We start from the raw sequence: 15,726 nt of genomic DNA, 5'->3' as shown, positions 1-15,726 counted from the left end.
AAGGCCGCTCCCGGGTACTCCGGCAGCGGCTCTCTGTCTAAGAGTTCACCTTGATCTCTACATTCAGTTCAACCGGGATTACCCCGTCATCCGCTATAAAGGTGACCGTATAAGGCTCCTCGCGAGCAGCATCGGCGGCAGGCGTCCAGGAAAACCTGCAGGCTTGACCCGGAACAAAGGAAGAAGGATTAAACTGAGCTCCCTCTGGAAGCTTGTCCGTTTTTAAGGTCATTGGACGAGCAATCCCCGGAACGACGACATCCTTGACAGCCACGGATTCATTATAAATCTTGCCGTCGGTTTCACGGCTGGACGCTTCAAATGCAGGCTGTCTGGCTATAACTTCAAAGGTCAGCGTTTCACCTGCTTTGATGCCCTGTGGCGGAACTTGTACGAAAAATGGCCGAAACACGGTTTGCGGCAGAGGATACTCCATTGTCGCCCGGCTGAAGACATATCCGTTTTCAGGAATAGCGACGGTTTCATACGGGTACAAGCTGTCTTTTGGCGTCCCCGGCGCCGGTGCGTGGATCGCAACTTGTTTGACTGCTAGCTGGCTGTCAATCTCCACATGTTCGACAGCAGTTGGATGGTAAGGATAGTCCGGCACATATTCCAGTCCGGCCGGTCGTTTAAAGGCATGTTGGACACAGACAAGATGTTCCCGGTTTTCGGCATGGTCGGCACGGATTTTCTTGATTGAACCATGTACGACATCGTCGAGTACGATGGGATATCGGGTGTCTTCTTCAATAAAACGCAGGTCAAGATGACTCAGGTGAAGGTTCTCGACATGTCTTGCATACAGTCCATAAGCCGGGAGAATTCCCCAGTTGCTGGGCTCGGGATACACCTCCGGAAGCTCAGGTACGTTAAACGGCGAATCCTTCCATACGCCTGCTTCATGCTCCCATTCCACCCGAGGCAATAAGCCCTCATTTTTCAAGAAAAAGGTATTCACCAGCCAAGGCAGAGATTGGATGCTGCGCTGCTGCTTGCCGTTCTGTGTATACTCCCAGTTCGTATTCAACTGGCGCTGCTCGACGGCATGCTCCAGACTCAAGCCTCCGCGGTATTCCACCTTGACGTTCTCGATGGAGACATTTTTTATTCGGCTGCCTTCAAGCCCCATCAGTTCGATTGGATAACGAGGATCAACATTTGTAGCTGTAATATTCCGGATCACAATATCATGAACATACGCAATATGGTCGCTGCCAACGGCATTTGCATAAAGGAGAAGCTCGCTTTCCTTCAGTTCCTTGTCATAGTCCGGCACATATTTCATCGAAGAAGCGTCGTATTGCAGGGCAAAGAATCTGCCGTTTTCTTCATGATAGTTGGCGGGATTCAATCTGCATGGCTGCTCGAGGTCTACAATGTCCAAATAGGAATGACCGTCCACCGACACCTTGCGGGTTCTGTTATAGGAAGGCAGATAACGCTTCGCCGGATAGGACTGATACGGTTCCTTGCCCGGAAGGACCCAGTGTGTTTGATCCAGGCGTACATTAGGGGCGGCATCCTGGTCCGGTAAAAGGTTTTCCTCGGTGGAAGTTCCCGTTACCGGGAACCGCCCGCGGTCGCCTACTTTGATGAAAATCGGCGAGCTGCTGATATCGTCCAAGGTGGAGTCTTCGAACAGGATATTGCTCAGGTCCGCTCCGTCCACAGCCTCCAGGGCAAAGCCTCTGGAACGTTTAAATTGTACGCGACGAACCGTAACCCGATCATAGCCGCAGGTCGATTCCGTGCCAAGCTTGACGCGGGCAGTCGGGCCGCAGCGATCTGTTGCGATCAGCTTGTCTGTGGTAAATTTCCCGCTATAAACCGAACCCATGTCATAGCCGCAAACCAGGCAATCTTCAATCAGCACATTGGCTAACGGCATGAACTTGCCGCCGCCATACGAAGCTTTCAACACGATGGCATCATCCGTCAATGAGTTGAAGGTGGAATGAAGAATCGTTACATTTTCGCAGCAGTCCACATCAAAGGCATCCCGGTTCGTATCCACCAGAATTCGATTGACGAACATATTTTTCACACAAGTCGTAATGATTGCGAAATGGCCGCCCGCCACAATGGAAAAGTCGCACAACGCTACATTTTCACAGCGCACTAGGGCAATCGCCTTGTTCCCGAACCATTCCCCGCGATGACCGGCCTCGTTGCGCCGAATCGGGTCAAAGGGGTCTCCCCCCATCAGGACATGCTCCAATTCTCCCTTATCATTCAAAAAACTGCCGTCGAGCAGGCCGGGGCCATAGATCATAACATCATGAATATCCGCGCCGTAAATCAGACTGTTGGCAAAATAAGTATGACCGTGATCCTGCAGCCCCACATAAAGATTCACTTCAGGCTCTTCATAATTACCGCCTTCACCGACTTGAAGCTCATAAGAATTGTTTATATCTGTTTTTGCGGCATGAAGGGTGCTGCCTTCACTCAGGTATAGATTGACGCCGCTCGTCAGGCGAATCGTATACACTCTGAAATCACCCTCAGGGATCACGACAGTGCCGCCTCCAGCAGCAGCAGTTTGAATAGCGGCATGAATGGCCTTCGTATTGTCAACAGGGGATTTCTCCGTGCCTGCTCCAAAATCCCGAATATCGAATTTCCGCTCTTCCTTTAATAAATAATCACCGTTAAAAGGGCAGCCTGTAGCCTCAGATACATGAAACATAATTTCCTCCTGATTTATCTACGGAATAGGATTTGCTAGACATTGGGGTTCTTTATAATTGTAGACGTTATTCTCCATTTCGCAAGTCCAGCAAGTCGCTCAAGGAGCGGGGGCATCCTTCATGAAGTCTAGACTTCGTATTAATTTTTCCCACCCGGCATTTCTAAGGCAATAATGATATCGGACAAATAGTTCCGGACAAAAAGAAAAACCCTTGCGCCGCAAGGGTTCAGAGGATTCTTTCATTGTTAAGCGGGTGAAGGGAATCGAACCCTCGCCTCAAGCTTGGGAAGCTGGCATTCTACCATTGAACTACACCCGCACGAAAACACGAAAAGAAGTAACGTAAATGTACCATAATTCCTGTGCTAAATCAATGGGAATACGGCGGTGACGATCACCGAGGCAGGGCGTCGCGAGTACACACGTCCTGCCTGGGAAACGTTAGATCAGCCCTAGCTCCTCCTTCACCGCTTTGGTTAATTTACGACGGACAAGCTGGTAAGACTCTTCCAGCATATCGAGCACAAGCTGTTCGGATAACGTTCCGTTCAGCACCACCGTGTTCCAGTGCTTTTTGTTCAGGTGATAGCCGGGCAGCACGGTGCCGGGGTACGTTTCACGGGTCAGCCAGATGGTATCGGGATCAGCCTTGAGGCTGATGCTGGGCAGCCCGTCTGTGGAGCCAAGCAGTGCGAACATTTTGTTGCCTACAAACAGCACCGGGAGGTTGGGATCAAACGGGTAACGCAGCTGCGTGCCTGGCTTGGCCAGAGCGTGGACGGTGAGCGCTTCATGATTCATGGCAACGAACTCCTTCGTTCAGCGGGTTTACTTCTGCGTTTCTATTATAGGCTTTTCCGGTCGGACAAATAAATAGGAGAAAGAAAACGGACCGCCGATGACTCCCCCTGGCTGATGACCGCTGACGACAGAAACGGTGGACAGCGCTGAAACTAACATGCTATCATTAAGTTTGATTGTTACACGCTTGGATATAATCAAAGTCTCGCTCATATAACGTGTATAGGTTCAACAAACAGGTGCCGGAACGGGAGAGCAGCTCGCCTCCGGCTTAAAAGGGAAGCCGGTGCAAGTCCGGCGCGGTCCCGCCACTGTAAGCGACGAGCCATTCTCTGCATGATGCCACTGTCTACGGATGGGAAGGCTGGGAGATCGGCGATGACGCGCGAGTCAGGAGACCTGCCTGTTTACAAAACGCCGCCGCAGGGTACTGCGCGTCTGGCGTGCAGTCACCGGTAACCTACGAGGATAGGGAGGGTGTACGCCGAACGGGTTCCGACCTGATGGCAGCGGAGGCCGCGGGTGTCGCAAGACATTCTGCGGGCCGCCAGTCTTTCATCGGCGAATCTCCCTTTGTCGTCCAGCGTCCTTCTCTAGTGTGGAGGGCGCTTTTTTGCGTTTGCATCGGGCTTCGACGGAGTGGCTGCATGTACGGGGAAGCCGGCCGGGCCGCTAGGTGGGACGGAAGTTACATGACATCATACGCAAAGGGAGGAAGCACGGATGAGAGGAAAATTATTGGTGGTCGGATTCGGGCCAGGCAGCTTCGAGCATATGACGCAGGCTGCCAAGGATGCGATTCAGGAAAGCGACGTTATTATTGGTTATAACACGTATGTGGATTTGATTCGCGGGCTGCTGAACGGTCAGCAGATCGTGCGCACGGGCATGACGGAGGAGGTCAGCCGGGCGCAGGAGGCGGTGCGTCAGGCGGAGGCCGGCTTGACGGTTGCGGTCATTTCCAGCGGAGACGCCGGGGTGTACGGTATGGCCGGGTTGATCTACGAGGTGCTGATGGAGCGCGGGTGGCGGCGTGAAACGGGCGTGGCGGTGGAAGTTATACCGGGCATTTCGGCGATCAACTCGACGGCTTCGCTGCTCGGCGCGCCGATTATGCACGATGCTTGTACGATCAGCTTGAGCGATCATCTGACTCCTTGGGAGCTGATCATCAAGCGGGTCGAGGCAGCGGCGGCGGCGGACTTCGTCGTGGCGCTGTACAACCCGCGCAGCGGACGGCGGACTCGCCAAATTGTCGAGACGCAAAAGATGCTGCTGCGCTACCGTTCGGCCGATACGCCGGTCGGCATTGTCAAAAGCGCGTACAGGGACCGTGAGGAAGTGGTGGTGACGACGCTAGGTAACATGCTGGAGCATGATATCGGCATGCTGACGACGGTTATCATTGGCAACTCAGCGACAACGGTTTATGACGGCCTGATCATTACGCCGCGCGGCTATCAGCGCAAATATACGCTTGGCGAAGGCGCGCAGCCGCTAAAGCCGCATGAGCGTCTGCGTCCCGAGGCGGAGCCGTGGTCGCTGGAGGGACGTCAAGCGTCAACTGAGCAGGCGGATTTGAGCGGACAGGGAGCCGGAACGTCGGCGGCGAATGTAAAAGACGCCGATGCAGCCGTTGAGCACGGATTTTCAGGCTGGAAGACAAGCGAGGGCTCTCCGGCTGCAGGCGGCGGTTCGCCGCTAGCCGTGAGCACACAGCCGTCGAGCGCGGCGTCGCCGCTGGCATCTGAGACGGCATCCGCAGCTGCTGTGGCGGTGGCTGAGCCTGCGCCAGCGTCGCCATCTCCGCTGGAATTGGCGCTGGAGGCGCTGTGGCTGGTAGACTCTCATCGCGGGACGTCTGCAGGAGCTTTGAATCTGACCGAAACGGGCGCGGCTGTTGAACCGAAGCCAAGCGCCGCACCATGGCTGCAGCAGGCGGGGGTGTTCCGCCGCCAGCAAATTTTGGAATTTGCCGTCAGTCCGGGATTGGCGGAGAAAAAGCTGACCAGCAAGCAGCTGACGCTGCTCGCTGAAATCGTCGGTGAGGACGGCAGCATCGAATATACGCCGCATCATCAATGGCTGGTGCGGATCGTGACCGATGAGCCGGACGAAGCGGTGAGCCGTCTGCGTGCCGCCGGATTGCTGCTTGCTCCGATCGGCGATGTGACGCAAATCAAGGCTTGCGACTTTTGCAATATGGATAAGGCGGATTCGGTTCCTCATCTGGAGGAGCTGCAGAGCCGGATCGGCGGGATGAAGGTCGCGAAGGAGCTGCGGATCGGCTTTAACGGCTGCGGCATGGCTTGCTACGGGGCTGTGAAGGAAGATATCGGCATTGTGTACCGCCGGGAGAAGTTTGATCTGTTTCTGGGCGGTAAAACCGTGGGTAGAAACGCGCATGCTGGCATTCCGGTCGCTGAGGGCGTCGAGCCGGAGCAGCTGCTGGATACGGTGGAGCGCATCGTTCGCCGATATGCCGATGAAGGGCATCCGAACGAGCGGTTCCATAAATATTTCAACCGGGTCAAGGAGCTGGAAGGATACCGCTTCCGTGAAGTACCGGTGTTCAAAATCGAAAACGCCGTCTGCGGCGATTAAGTAGGGAGAACGAAACATGGATGCTTTGTTGTTTGTCGGTCACGGGAGCCGTGATCCCGAAGGGAATGATGAAATCCGCGAGTTTGTACGCGCGGTGGAGCAGGGGCTTGACGTGCCGATCGTCGAGACCTGCTTCCTGGAGTTTGAGCGTCCGACGATGCGCGACGGGTTTGCCGCCTGTGCCAAGCGGGGCGCTACTCGCGTAGGAGTTGTGCCGATCACGCTGCTTGCTGCAGGACATGCGAAGCTGCACATTCCGGCAGCCATCGACGAGGCAAAGGCTGCGTATCCGGACATTCAGTTCCATTATGGCCGGCCGATTGGCGTTCATGACCTGTCGCTGGATATTTTGCAGTCGCGTCTGGCCGAAGCGGGCGTTGACGGACTTGCAGATTCGCCGGATACGGCGCTGCTGCTGATTGGACGGGGCAGCAGCGATGCGGACGCGAATAGCGATTTGTTTAAAATTTCGCGGCTGCTCTGGGAACGTCTTCAGGTGAAATGGGTCGAAACGGCGTTCATCGGCGTGACGTCGCCTCGCGCTGATGAAGGCGTGGAGCGCTGTGTCCGGCTTGGCGCGAAAAAGATCGTGCTGCTGCCGTATTTCCTCTTTACGGGCGTACTGATCAAGCGGCTGGAGCAGCTGAAGGAGACGTTCGCCGCTGAGTATCCGGAGCTGGAGCTGGTGTTGGCCGATTATTTCGGCTTCCATCCGAAGCTGCAGGATATTTTGCGCGAGCGCGCGTTGGAGGCGCTTCAGGGTGAGGTCAAGATGAACTGTGATATGTGCCAGTTCCGTCTGGAGGCCATGAAGCACCATCATCATCACCATGACCACGATCACGATCATGATCACGATCACGATCATGGACACGACCATGGGCACGACCACGGGCACGACCACGGACATGATCATCATCATGGACACGACCATGGGCACGACCACGGGCATGATCACCATCACGGACACGACCATGCGCACGATCACCACCACGAGCAGACGGGCGCTGCCTCAAGCAGCAAGGCTGAGGAAGCGGAGGCGTGTCCGGCATCGGCGGGCGGCGAGGCGGCTGCAGCGAAAGAGGTGCGTTCATGATTTTGGTGTTGGCTGGAACAAGCGATGCGCGGGAATTGGCGATCCAGATCAGCAAGGCCGGCTTCGACCTGCTGACGACGGTTGTGACGGATTCAGCAGCCAAAAGCTTGTCCGAGGTTGGGCTGTCGGTTCAGGTCGGCCGGCTGCCTGAGCCTGCGCTGATTGCGCTGATTCAGGAGCGGGGCATACAAGCTGTCGTCGATGCGACGCATCCGTTTGCCGAGGAAGCCTCGCGTAATGCGATGGCGGCAGCCAAGGCGGCCGGCGTTCCCTATATCCGCTACGAGCGGGAGCATGGCAGCTATGCGGCGCATCCGAAGCTGACCTTCGTGGACGATTACGAGCAGGCGGCTGATCTTGCGGCGGAGAAGCGCGGCGTCGTGTTTCTGGCAACGGGCAGCAAGACGCTGCAAGTATTTGCGGACAAGCTGCTTGGCTTGCCGGATACGACGCTGGTAGCGCGGATGCTGCCCCGCAAGGATAATATGGAGAAATGCGAGCAGCTTGGCGTCGAGCAGAAATATATTGTGGCGATGCAAGGGCCGTTTTCGAAGGAAATGAATCAGGCGTTTTATCGTCATTACGGCGTTACCGTGCTGATTACGAAGGAAAGCGGACAAGTTGGCGCGGTTGAGGAGAAGCTTTCGGCGGCGCTTGAGCTTGGGATCGAGACGATCGTGATCGGGCGGCCGCAATTGGATTACGGACTTGTATTTACAGATTATGCCGGCGTGATCGCCGAGCTTGTGACGACGTTGCAGGAGGTGCGTGGCTAATGGATTTTCAGACCGATTTCAAGCCGTTGACGGTGCAGCCTCAGGAAATTGAGGAAAAAAGCTTCGATATGATTACCGAGGAATTCGGGCCGCATGATTACCCGGAGGAGCAGTATAAGGTCGTGCAGCGCGTTATTCATGCATCGGCTGACTTTGAGCTGGGCCGCAGTCTGGTGTTTCACCCGGATGCGGTGCGCGCCGGGATCGAAGCGATCCGCCAGGGGCGACCGGTCATTGCGGACGTGCAGATGGTGCAGGTCGGCATCAGCAAGCCGCGTCTGGAGAAGTTCGGCGGCGATGTGCGGGTTTATATTTCCGATCCGGATGTCATGCAAGAAGCAAAGCGGCTGAATACGACACGCGCCATTATCGCTACCCGTAAGGCGGCCCGTGAAGCCGAAGGAGCCATCTACGCGATCGGCAATGCGCCGACAGCGCTGCTGGAGCTGATCCGGATGGTGAAGGCGGGCGAAGCGCGTCCCGGTCTGATCATCGGCGTGCCGGTCGGATTTGTTTCCGCTGCGGAATCGAAGGAAGAGCTGCTGAAGCTTGATGTGCCCTTTATTACAAATATCGGCCGTAAGGGCGGAAGTCCGGTTGCGGTAGCTACCGTAAACGCGCTGTCGCTGCTGGCTGAAAAGCTGGGGTAATCGCTATGGCGCAGGCTGCTGGAGATAACGGAGAAGCGAAGCCGCTGCGTTACGGCTATACGACGGGAGCCTGCGCGACGGCCGCCGCCCGGGCGGCGTTGGAGGCGCTGATCTTGCAGGAAGCGGTGGGCGAAGCGACGATTCGTCTGCCGGTCGGCCGGGATGCGACCTTCGAAATTGTTCACTGCACGTACGAGGCGGACCGGGCGAGCGCCGAAATTATTAAGGACGGGGGCGACGACCCGGATGCGACCCACGGCGCGCGGATTATTAGCGAGGTGCGCTGGACGGAGCAGCCGGGCGTTGACATTGACGGCGGCGTCGGTGTCGGCCGGGTGACGAAGCCCGGCTTGCCTGTGGATGTAGGGCAGGCTGCGATCAATCCGGTGCCGCGCAAAATGATTCGTGAAGCGGTGCAGGAGGTGCTGAACCGTTTCGAACTGCTGCACCGCGGGGTACGGGTTGTCGTTTCCGTGCCGGACGGCGAGGAAATTGCGAAGAAGACGCTGAACGGCCGATTGGGCATCCTTGGGGGCATTTCCATTTTGGGCACGCGGGGCATCGTGGTGCCTTTTTCCACGGCGGCCTACAAGGCCAGTGTGGCCCAGGCGATTCGAGTCGCAGTTAAAGGCGACGTTCGCCATATCGTGCTTTCGACGGGCGGGCGAACGGAAAAATACGGCATGGAGCTTTATCCGGAATTGCCGGAGGAAGCGTTTGTGGAAATGGGCGATTTCGTCGGCTTCGCTGTGCAGCAATGCGTACGCCAAGGCATCAGCCGCATTACGCTGGTCGGGATGATGGGCAAGTTTTCCAAAGTGGCCCAGGGTGTGATGATGGTGCATTCGAAAAGTGCGCCTGTCGATTTCGGGTTTCTCGCTCGCCTGGCAGAGGAAGCCGGAGCGGCCGAAGAGACGCTGGCGGATATTCGCGGGGCGAATACGGCGGCGCAGGTCGGCGATCTGATGCAGTCGCAGGGCAACCGCGCATTTTTCGAACGAATGGGCGCCTATTGCTGCCAGGAGCTGTTGAAGGCTGCCGGCCAAGGAGCAGCGCTGCGGGCTGTGGATGAAGCGGGAGCTGCCGCAGGGCTTGGCGAGGCAGCGGCGGAAGCCGAGCGGGCGAAAGCAGGAGCGTCCGGCGATGAGGCGCAGCCGACCGTGTCCGCGCAAGCAGCAAGCGAGCTAACCCAGGCGGTTCAAGTGGAGACGGTTATTATTTCAATGAAAGCGGAGCTGCTCGGACGATCCGTCTGGACAGGAGCGGCTGACAGGAAGGGGAATGACGGGCGATGAGCCATCCTATCACGGTGATCGGTATCGGCGATGACGGCAAGGCGGGCTTGCCGGCCGCTTATCTGGAAAAAATCGAGCGTTGCGGATTGTTGGTTGGAGGCGAGCGCCAGCTCGCTTTTTTTGAGGACAGCGCAGCAGAGAAGGCGGTGATTCGCGGCAGCCTCGCCGAGCTGGTCGGCAAATTGACGCAGGAGTCGCGGGAAACGGTGGTGCTGGCTTCGGGCGATCCGCTCTTTTACGGCATCGGCGGTTATTTGGCGGGCAAGCTGCAGGGACGGGTCACCGTCTATCCGGCGGTTAGCTCGCTGCAGCTTGCCTTTGCCCGGATCGGGGACAGCTGGCAGGATGCGACGATTGTCAGCCTGCACGGCCGTCCGATCAAAGGGCTGGCGCAGCGGATCGACGGCAAACGCAAGGTGGCGCTGTTGACCGATGAGATCAATCATCCGGCTGCGATTGCGCGTTACGTTGTGGAGTATGGCATGAACGAATATGAGGCATTTGTCGGCGAGCATCTGGGCGGCGAGCAGGAGCGCACAGGCTGGTACAGCCTGCAGCAGCTGGCGGAGCAGGACGCCGGCAGCTTTGCGCCGCTTAATGTCGTGGTGCTGCGGATGCGGCGCGAGGCGGACAAGCCTGCGGTCTGGCCGTTTGGCATCGACGATGCGGAGTTTGCCCAGCGCAAGCCGGACAAGGGGCTGATTACGAAGCGCGAGGTACGCGTGCTGAGCCTGGCTGCGCTTGGATTGAAGCCGGACAGCATTGTCTGGGACATCGGCACCTGCACTGGCTCGGTTGCGATCGAGGCGGCCCGGATTTGCCGGGAGGGCGCGGTGTACGCGATGGAAAAAAACGAGGGCGATTTGGCGAACGCCGTCGCCAACGCGCGCAAGTTTCGCACCGATCTGACGCTGGTCCATAGCAAAGCGCCGGCAGGGCTTGACGCGTTCCCTGACCCGGACGCTGTCTTTATCGGCGGCAGCGGCGGCGAGCTGCGCGAGCTGCTGGCGTTATGCTGCGCCCGGCTGCGCGAGGGCGGGAGCATCGTGCTGAATGCGGCGACGATTGAAAATTTGTCGGCGGCTCAGCAGGCCTTTGCCCAAGAGGGCTTCACAACCGATATTACGCTCGCCCAGCTTGCTCGAAGCAAGCCGATTCTGGATATGACCCGGTTTGAGGGGCTGAATCCGGTCTATATTATTGCGGCCCGGCGTATAGCGGTTGAGTCTGGGCAGGAGCCGGAACGAGCGTAACGGAGCATAACAAGCCGCCAATGGCAGCAGTCTGAGCGGGCTTAGCTCATCGTGGGTCTGCAGGCGGTCTTAACGACGAAGGACGAAAGGAAGCAAACGCATGACAAAGCTGGGCATTTTATATGGACTGGGTGTAGGACCGGGCGATCCGGAGCTGATTACGGTAAAGGCATTTCGCCTGCTGAAGCAATGTCCTGTCATCGCTTATCCGCGCAAAAAATCCGGAGCCAAAAGCTACGCGCTCGCGATTACCGAGCTGTATGTAGATACGCGTGAAAAAGTGATGCTGGGCCTGACATTTCCGATGACGAAGGATCGCGAGGCGTTGGAGAAGCACTGGAACAAAACGGTTGATACGGTGTGGGAGCATTTGTCGGAGGGGCGCGATGTTGCGTTTGTTACGGAAGGCGACACGATGCTGTACAGCACGTACATTCACCTGATGCGGCTCATGAAGGAGCGTCATCCGGAGGTCGAGGCCGTATCGGTGCCGGGCATTTCGTCGGTGATCGCATCGGCGTCCCGGCTTGGCGTTCCGCTGGCTGACGGCGACGAGCAGGTGGCGATTGTTCCGGCGACGGACGACTATGACGCGATGCGCACAGCGCTGGAGACACATGACGCGGTTGTGTTTATCAAGGTGGCCAAGGTTATTGATTTGATGCTGAGGGTGCTTGGCGATCTCGGATTGACGAATAAGGCTTCGGTACTGACAAAGGTAACGTCGGGCGAGGAGCAGATTTGGCGCGATGTGACGGAACTGGCGGGACGCGAGCTGGAATATTTAACCTTGATGGTGGTGAGAAAATGAAAATTTATATTATCGGAGCAGGACCGGGCGATCCGGATTTGATTACGGTTAAGGGGCTGAAGCTGCTGCAGGCGGCGGATGTCGTGATGTACACGGATTCGCTCGTCAATGCGGAGCTGATTGCCAAGGCGAAGCCGGGGGCGGAGGTCATTCTGAGCGCCGGAATGAGCCTGGAGGAAATGGTTGAGGTGATGGTAGACCGGGTTAAGGCCGGCAAAATGGTGGCGCGCGTGCATACCGGCGATCCGTCGATTTATGGCGCAATTATGGAGCAGGCAGCGCTGCTGAAACGGGAAGGCATCTCCTATGAGGTCATTCCGGGCGTCAGCTCGGTGTTCGCCTCGGCGGCGGCGATTGGTGCAGAGCTGACGATTCCGGAGCTGACGCAGACGGTTATTTTGTCGAGGGTAGAAGGACGTACGCCGATGCCGGACCGGGAGCAGCTGCGTGATCTGGCGGCGCATCACTGTACGCTGGCGCTGTTCCTCAGTGCGACGCTGACGAAAAAGGTCGTGCGCGAGCTGACTGAAGCGGGCTGGCGGCCGGATACGCCGGTGGCCGTTGTGCAGCGGGCCACTTGGCCGGACCAGCTCGTCGTGCGTTCCACGCTGGAGAAGCTGGATGAGGACATGCGGGCGAACGGGATTCGTTCCCACGCGATGATTTTGGCCGGCTGGGCGCTGGACCCGGATATTCATAACCGTGACGAATACCGCTCCAAGCTGTACGACAAGACATTCACGCACGGCTACCGCAAAGGAGTGAAGGAATAATGTCCGGTCACGAAACGGGAGAGCAAGGCGCTGGCGCTGCGATGCCAGACGGCGGAGGGTCGGCAGGCGAAGCGTTTGGCAGCTTGTCAGGCGCGCTGTCCGGCAAGCTCGCGGGCGAACCGTCAACCGGCGGCCAGGCGGGGGAGCACACAGGTCAGGTGAAGTCCGCGGTAGAGGCTGGCCAAACGGGACAAGCGGATCACGTGGACGCTCGGCAAGCTGAGCACGCTGGACCGATCAAGCTGCAGGAAGGCATCGTGCCTGTGGTTCGCCGCAGCGGAGATTATGCGGTTGTTGCGATTACGAAGCATGGCGTCGAGCTGGCCCGACGGCTGCAAACGTCCTTTAGCGGCGTAGCGGATGTGTACTATATGTCCAAATTCGCTCGCGGTGACGAGGAGACGCGCGGCATTCAGCTGTTCGAGGGCAGCGTGAGGCTGTTGTTTCCCGCTTTGTTTCCGGCGTATTCGGGCATTATTTGCATCATCTCGCTGGGCGCCGTTGTCCGGATGATTGCTCCGCTTCTTGTGGACAAAAAGAAGGACCCCGGCATCGTGGTCATTGACGATAAAGGGGAGCATGTCATCAGCGTACTGTCCGGCCATCTCGGCGGAGCCAATGAGCTAACGGGCGAGGTGGCGGCGGCGTTAAACGCCCGCGCAGTCATTACGACAGCCTCCGATGTGCAGAAGACGATTGCGGTCGATCTGTTTGGGCGGCGATTCGGCTGGACATGGGAAAGTGCCGACAAGCTGACCCCGGTCAGCGCTTCGGTAGTCAATGAGGAGCGGGTGGCGGTCGTTCAGGAGTCCGGTGAGCCGAACTGGTGGCTGCATGAGGCGCCAATGCCTGGCTACATTCGGGTGTACGACCGAATTGAAGCGGCGCTGACCGACAAGCCGCAAGGCGCGCTTGTCGTAACCCACCGACTGCTGGAGCCGGAGGAGGAAGCCATTCTCGCCAACGGGGTGCTGTATCGTCCCAAGTCCATCGTGCTTGGCATTGGCTGCAACCGGGGGACGGAAGCAAGCGAAATCGAAGCGGTCATCGCGGACACGTTGGCGGAGCTGCGCTTTTCGATCCGCAGTGTGAAGGCGGTTTGCACGATTGATTTGAAGCAGGATGAAGCGGGGCTAATCGCCGTTTGTGACAGCTATGACTGGCCGCTCGTCTGTTATTCGGCGCAGCAGCTGAACGAGATGTCCATCGACGATCCGTCCGAGACGGTCTATAAATTTACGGGCGCTTACGGAGTCAGCGAGCCGGCGGCCAAACGGTATTCAGGCAATGACCATCTGGCGTTAACGAAGAAAAAAAGCGGCAATGTGACGATCTCCGTCGCCTTGATGACCTATGCTTAACGCGGACGCAGGAGGGGCGGCGGGAATGGAACACGAAGCCAAAATGGAGCATGAGCAGACGGCAAGCTGCCGCAGCCTTGTGATCGCGGGCACAGGCAGCGGCGTCGGCAAGACGACGGTAACCTTGGGACTGATGGCGGCTTTGCGCCGCAAAGGGTTGACGGTGCAGGGCTTTAAATGCGGACCGGACTATATCGACCCGACGTATCACAAGGCGGTTACCGGTCGGCCTTCCCGCAACCTGGACAGCTGGATGCTCGGGCCTGATGTGGTAAGGGAGATTGTTGAACGAGCGACGGCAGATGCGGATATTGCCATCATTGAAGGCGTGATGGGCTTCTATGACGGCAAGGACCCGAAGTCAAACACGGGCAGCACCGCTGAAATCAGCATGCTGCTTGCCAGTCCGGTGCTGCTGGTCGTCAATTGCCAGAGCATGGCGCGCAGCGCAGCAGCGATTGTGAAGGGCTTCCAGCTTCTTGATCCGCGGGTGCGAATTGCAGCTGTGTTTGCCAATAAGGTCGGCAGCGCGAACCATTACCGAATCGTCAAGGAAGCGATCGAGCAGGAATGCGGTGTCCCGGTGATCGGCTACATGCTGCGCAGCGACGAGCTCGCGGTGCCGGAGCGCCATCTCGGACTTGTGCCGTCAATTGAGCGGGGAGAGCTGGATACCTTCTATGCGGCGCTGGCCGACCGGATGGAGTCGTCGGTTGATCTGGACCTCGTGCTGGAGCTGGCGAGCAGCCGGTCTGAGCGTTCGGAAGAGCAGGAAAACAGCCAGTCGGGGCGTTCGCGTCCGGAGGAGCAGCTAGCGTCTGTCCAATCGCCGGAGCGCTCTGCATCTGCCAAGCCCAAGCTGTTTGCCGAGCCGTCCGTGCGGTTTGCCGTCAAGCTGGCGGTGGCGCGGGACGCGGCCTTTCACTTCTACTATGAAGAAAACCTGGAGCTGCTGCAGCTGTACGGCGCTGAGCTGAGCTTTTTTTCGCCGCTCGCGGGCGAGCCGGTTCCGGCCGCTGCGGACGGCTTATACATTGGCGGCGGCTTCCCGGAGGAGTTTGCTGAGCGGCTTGCCGGTCAAACGGCTGTAGCCGCGTCGATCCGCGAGGCAATCGGCAACGGAATGCCTGCGCTGGCGGAGTGCGGCGGTTATATGTATTTGACCGAGTCGATCGCCGACACGCACGGGCAAAGTTATCCAATGGTCGGCGTATTGCCAGGCCATGTGACGATGCAGAAGAAGCTGGCGGCGCTCGGGCTGCGCGAGGTGACGGGACTGTCCGGCAACTACTTGCTTCCTGTCGGGGAGAAGGCGCGCGGTCATGAGTTTCATTATTCAACCTATCAGCCGGGGGAAGCATCGGGAGGCTTGCCCGCTTATGAAACGCAAGGGATGCGCGGCGTCAAAACGGAAGGCAGCCTGCTGAACCGGCTGGTGGCCGGGTATACGCATCTGCACTTTGCTTCCAATCCTGGCATGGTGGCCCGCTGGCTAGAGCTGTGCCTGTTGTATCAGACCGAGCGAAAGCAGCGAGGCGGCGAGTAGCTTGAGAAACGCTACATAGGCTATTAAGCTGAATAAAAGAATCATGTGCAGCAGGTCGTCCGTGA

The 15,726-nt window shown here is 58.0% G+C and carries 12 protein-coding genes, 1 tRNA gene and 1 riboswitch; of the genes, 10 read left to right on the top strand and 3 right to left on the bottom strand.

What is annotated here, in order from left to right; genetic code table 11:
* Positions 1 to 37: 37 nt before the first annotated feature.
* The 3 genes from AC6ROY_RS01875 to AC6ROY_RS01865 form a co-directional block, all read right to left on the bottom strand.
* On the bottom strand, positions 38 to 2,692 hold the full coding sequence (locus AC6ROY_RS01875) for a glycoside hydrolase family 28 protein (RefSeq protein WP_500098250.1): 2,655 nt from the start codon (positions 2,690 to 2,692) through the stop codon (positions 38 to 40).
* A gap of 251 nt (positions 2,693 to 2,943) precedes the next feature.
* Positions 2,944 to 3,014 (bottom strand) — tRNA-Gly (locus AC6ROY_RS01870).
* Positions 3,015 to 3,136: 122 nt separating this feature from the next.
* Positions 3,137 to 3,496 carry an MmcQ/YjbR family DNA-binding protein gene (locus AC6ROY_RS01865; protein ID WP_500098249.1) on the bottom strand — a complete coding sequence of 120 codons (360 nt, stop codon included), beginning with the start codon at positions 3,494 to 3,496 and terminating at the stop codon, positions 3,137 to 3,139.
* Between the two features lie 220 nt (positions 3,497 to 3,716).
* A riboswitch (cobalamin riboswitch) is annotated at positions 3,717 to 3,917 on the top strand.
* Between the two features lie 302 nt (positions 3,918 to 4,219).
* Between AC6ROY_RS01865 and cobJ the strand changes: the two genes are divergently transcribed.
* The 10 genes from cobJ (at position 4,220) to AC6ROY_RS01815 (ending at position 15,661) form a co-directional block, all read left to right on the top strand.
* Entirely contained in the window at positions 4,220 to 6,100 is a 1,881-nt protein-coding gene (gene cobJ, locus AC6ROY_RS01860; protein ID WP_500098248.1) for a precorrin-3B C(17)-methyltransferase, read from the top strand.
* Positions 6,101 to 6,116: 16 nt separating this feature from the next.
* Complete coding sequence (locus AC6ROY_RS01855) at positions 6,117 to 7,196, top strand: sirohydrochlorin chelatase (protein ID WP_500098247.1); 1,080 nt, start codon at positions 6,117 to 6,119, stop codon at positions 7,194 to 7,196.
* Positions 7,193 to 7,972, top strand: coding sequence for a precorrin-6A reductase (gene cobK, locus AC6ROY_RS01850; protein ID WP_500098246.1), 780 nt, complete (start codon positions 7,193 to 7,195; stop codon positions 7,970 to 7,972). Before AC6ROY_RS01855 ends, cobK begins: the two co-directional genes overlap by 4 nt.
* Positions 7,972 to 8,622 carry a precorrin-8X methylmutase gene (locus AC6ROY_RS01845; protein WP_500098245.1) on the top strand — a complete coding sequence of 217 codons (651 nt, stop codon included), beginning with the start codon at positions 7,972 to 7,974 and terminating at the stop codon, positions 8,620 to 8,622. The genes cobK and AC6ROY_RS01845 overlap by 1 nt, the downstream gene beginning before the upstream one ends.
* Positions 8,623 to 8,627: 5 nt before the next feature.
* Entirely contained in the window at positions 8,628 to 9,917 is a 1,290-nt protein-coding gene (locus AC6ROY_RS01840) for a cobalt-precorrin-5B (C(1))-methyltransferase (protein WP_500098244.1), read from the top strand.
* Entirely contained in the window at positions 9,914 to 11,170 is a 1,257-nt protein-coding gene (cbiE, locus tag AC6ROY_RS01835) for a precorrin-6y C5,15-methyltransferase (decarboxylating) subunit CbiE (RefSeq protein WP_500098243.1), read from the top strand. The genes AC6ROY_RS01840 and cbiE overlap by 4 nt, the downstream gene beginning before the upstream one ends.
* A 100-nt stretch (positions 11,171 to 11,270) precedes the next feature.
* Positions 11,271 to 11,981 carry a precorrin-2 C(20)-methyltransferase gene (gene cobI / locus AC6ROY_RS01830; protein WP_500098242.1) on the top strand — a complete coding sequence of 237 codons (711 nt, stop codon included), beginning with the start codon at positions 11,271 to 11,273 and terminating at the stop codon, positions 11,979 to 11,981.
* Positions 11,978 to 12,754 carry a precorrin-4 C(11)-methyltransferase gene (gene cobM, locus AC6ROY_RS01825; protein WP_500098241.1) on the top strand — a complete coding sequence of 259 codons (777 nt, stop codon included), beginning with the start codon at positions 11,978 to 11,980 and terminating at the stop codon, positions 12,752 to 12,754. The genes cobI and cobM overlap by 4 nt, the downstream gene beginning before the upstream one ends.
* Positions 12,754 to 14,115 carry a cobalt-precorrin 5A hydrolase gene (locus AC6ROY_RS01820; RefSeq protein ID WP_500098240.1) on the top strand — a complete coding sequence of 454 codons (1,362 nt, stop codon included), beginning with the start codon at positions 12,754 to 12,756 and terminating at the stop codon, positions 14,113 to 14,115. The genes cobM and AC6ROY_RS01820 overlap by 1 nt, the downstream gene beginning before the upstream one ends.
* Before the next feature lie 25 nt (positions 14,116 to 14,140).
* The gene (locus tag AC6ROY_RS01815; RefSeq protein WP_500098239.1) at positions 14,141 to 15,661 is read left to right on the top strand and encodes a cobyrinic acid a,c-diamide synthase CobB; all 1,521 of its coding nucleotides are present in this window, start codon (positions 14,141 to 14,143) and stop codon (positions 15,659 to 15,661) included.
* The last annotated feature ends 65 nt before the right edge of the window (positions 15,662 to 15,726 follow it).

It is taken from the genome of Paenibacillus sp. sg306046 (assembly GCF_059821225.1).
The sequence above is the reverse complement of the archived record's forward strand: the minus strand, read 5'-3'. Positions and strand labels throughout refer to the sequence as shown.

What these genes read in the sequence shown, in the direction of transcription:
- AC6ROY_RS01875 (WP_500098250.1), bottom strand. Translation starts at nt 2,692, where the DNA reads ATGTTTCATGTATCTGAGGCTACAGGCTGCCCTTTTAACGGTGATTAT.
- AC6ROY_RS01865 (WP_500098249.1), bottom strand. Translation starts at nt 3,496, where the DNA reads ATGAATCATGAAGCGCTCACCGTCCACGCTCTGGCCAAGCCAGGCACG.
- cobJ (WP_500098248.1), top strand. Translation starts at nt 4,220, where the DNA reads ATGAGAGGAAAATTATTGGTGGTCGGATTCGGGCCAGGCAGCTTCGAG.
- AC6ROY_RS01855 (WP_500098247.1), top strand. Translation starts at nt 6,117, where the DNA reads ATGGATGCTTTGTTGTTTGTCGGTCACGGGAGCCGTGATCCCGAAGGG.
- cobK (WP_500098246.1), top strand. Translation starts at nt 7,193, where the DNA reads ATGATTTTGGTGTTGGCTGGAACAAGCGATGCGCGGGAATTGGCGATC.
- AC6ROY_RS01845 (WP_500098245.1), top strand. Translation starts at nt 7,972, where the DNA reads ATGGATTTTCAGACCGATTTCAAGCCGTTGACGGTGCAGCCTCAGGAA.
- AC6ROY_RS01840 (WP_500098244.1), top strand. Translation starts at nt 8,628, where the DNA reads ATGGCGCAGGCTGCTGGAGATAACGGAGAAGCGAAGCCGCTGCGTTAC.
- cbiE (WP_500098243.1), top strand. Translation starts at nt 9,914, where the DNA reads ATGAGCCATCCTATCACGGTGATCGGTATCGGCGATGACGGCAAGGCG.
- cobI (WP_500098242.1), top strand. Translation starts at nt 11,271, where the DNA reads ATGACAAAGCTGGGCATTTTATATGGACTGGGTGTAGGACCGGGCGAT.
- cobM (WP_500098241.1), top strand. Translation starts at nt 11,978, where the DNA reads ATGAAAATTTATATTATCGGAGCAGGACCGGGCGATCCGGATTTGATT.
- AC6ROY_RS01820 (WP_500098240.1), top strand. Translation starts at nt 12,754, where the DNA reads ATGTCCGGTCACGAAACGGGAGAGCAAGGCGCTGGCGCTGCGATGCCA.
- AC6ROY_RS01815 (WP_500098239.1), top strand. Translation starts at nt 14,141, where the DNA reads ATGGAACACGAAGCCAAAATGGAGCATGAGCAGACGGCAAGCTGCCGC.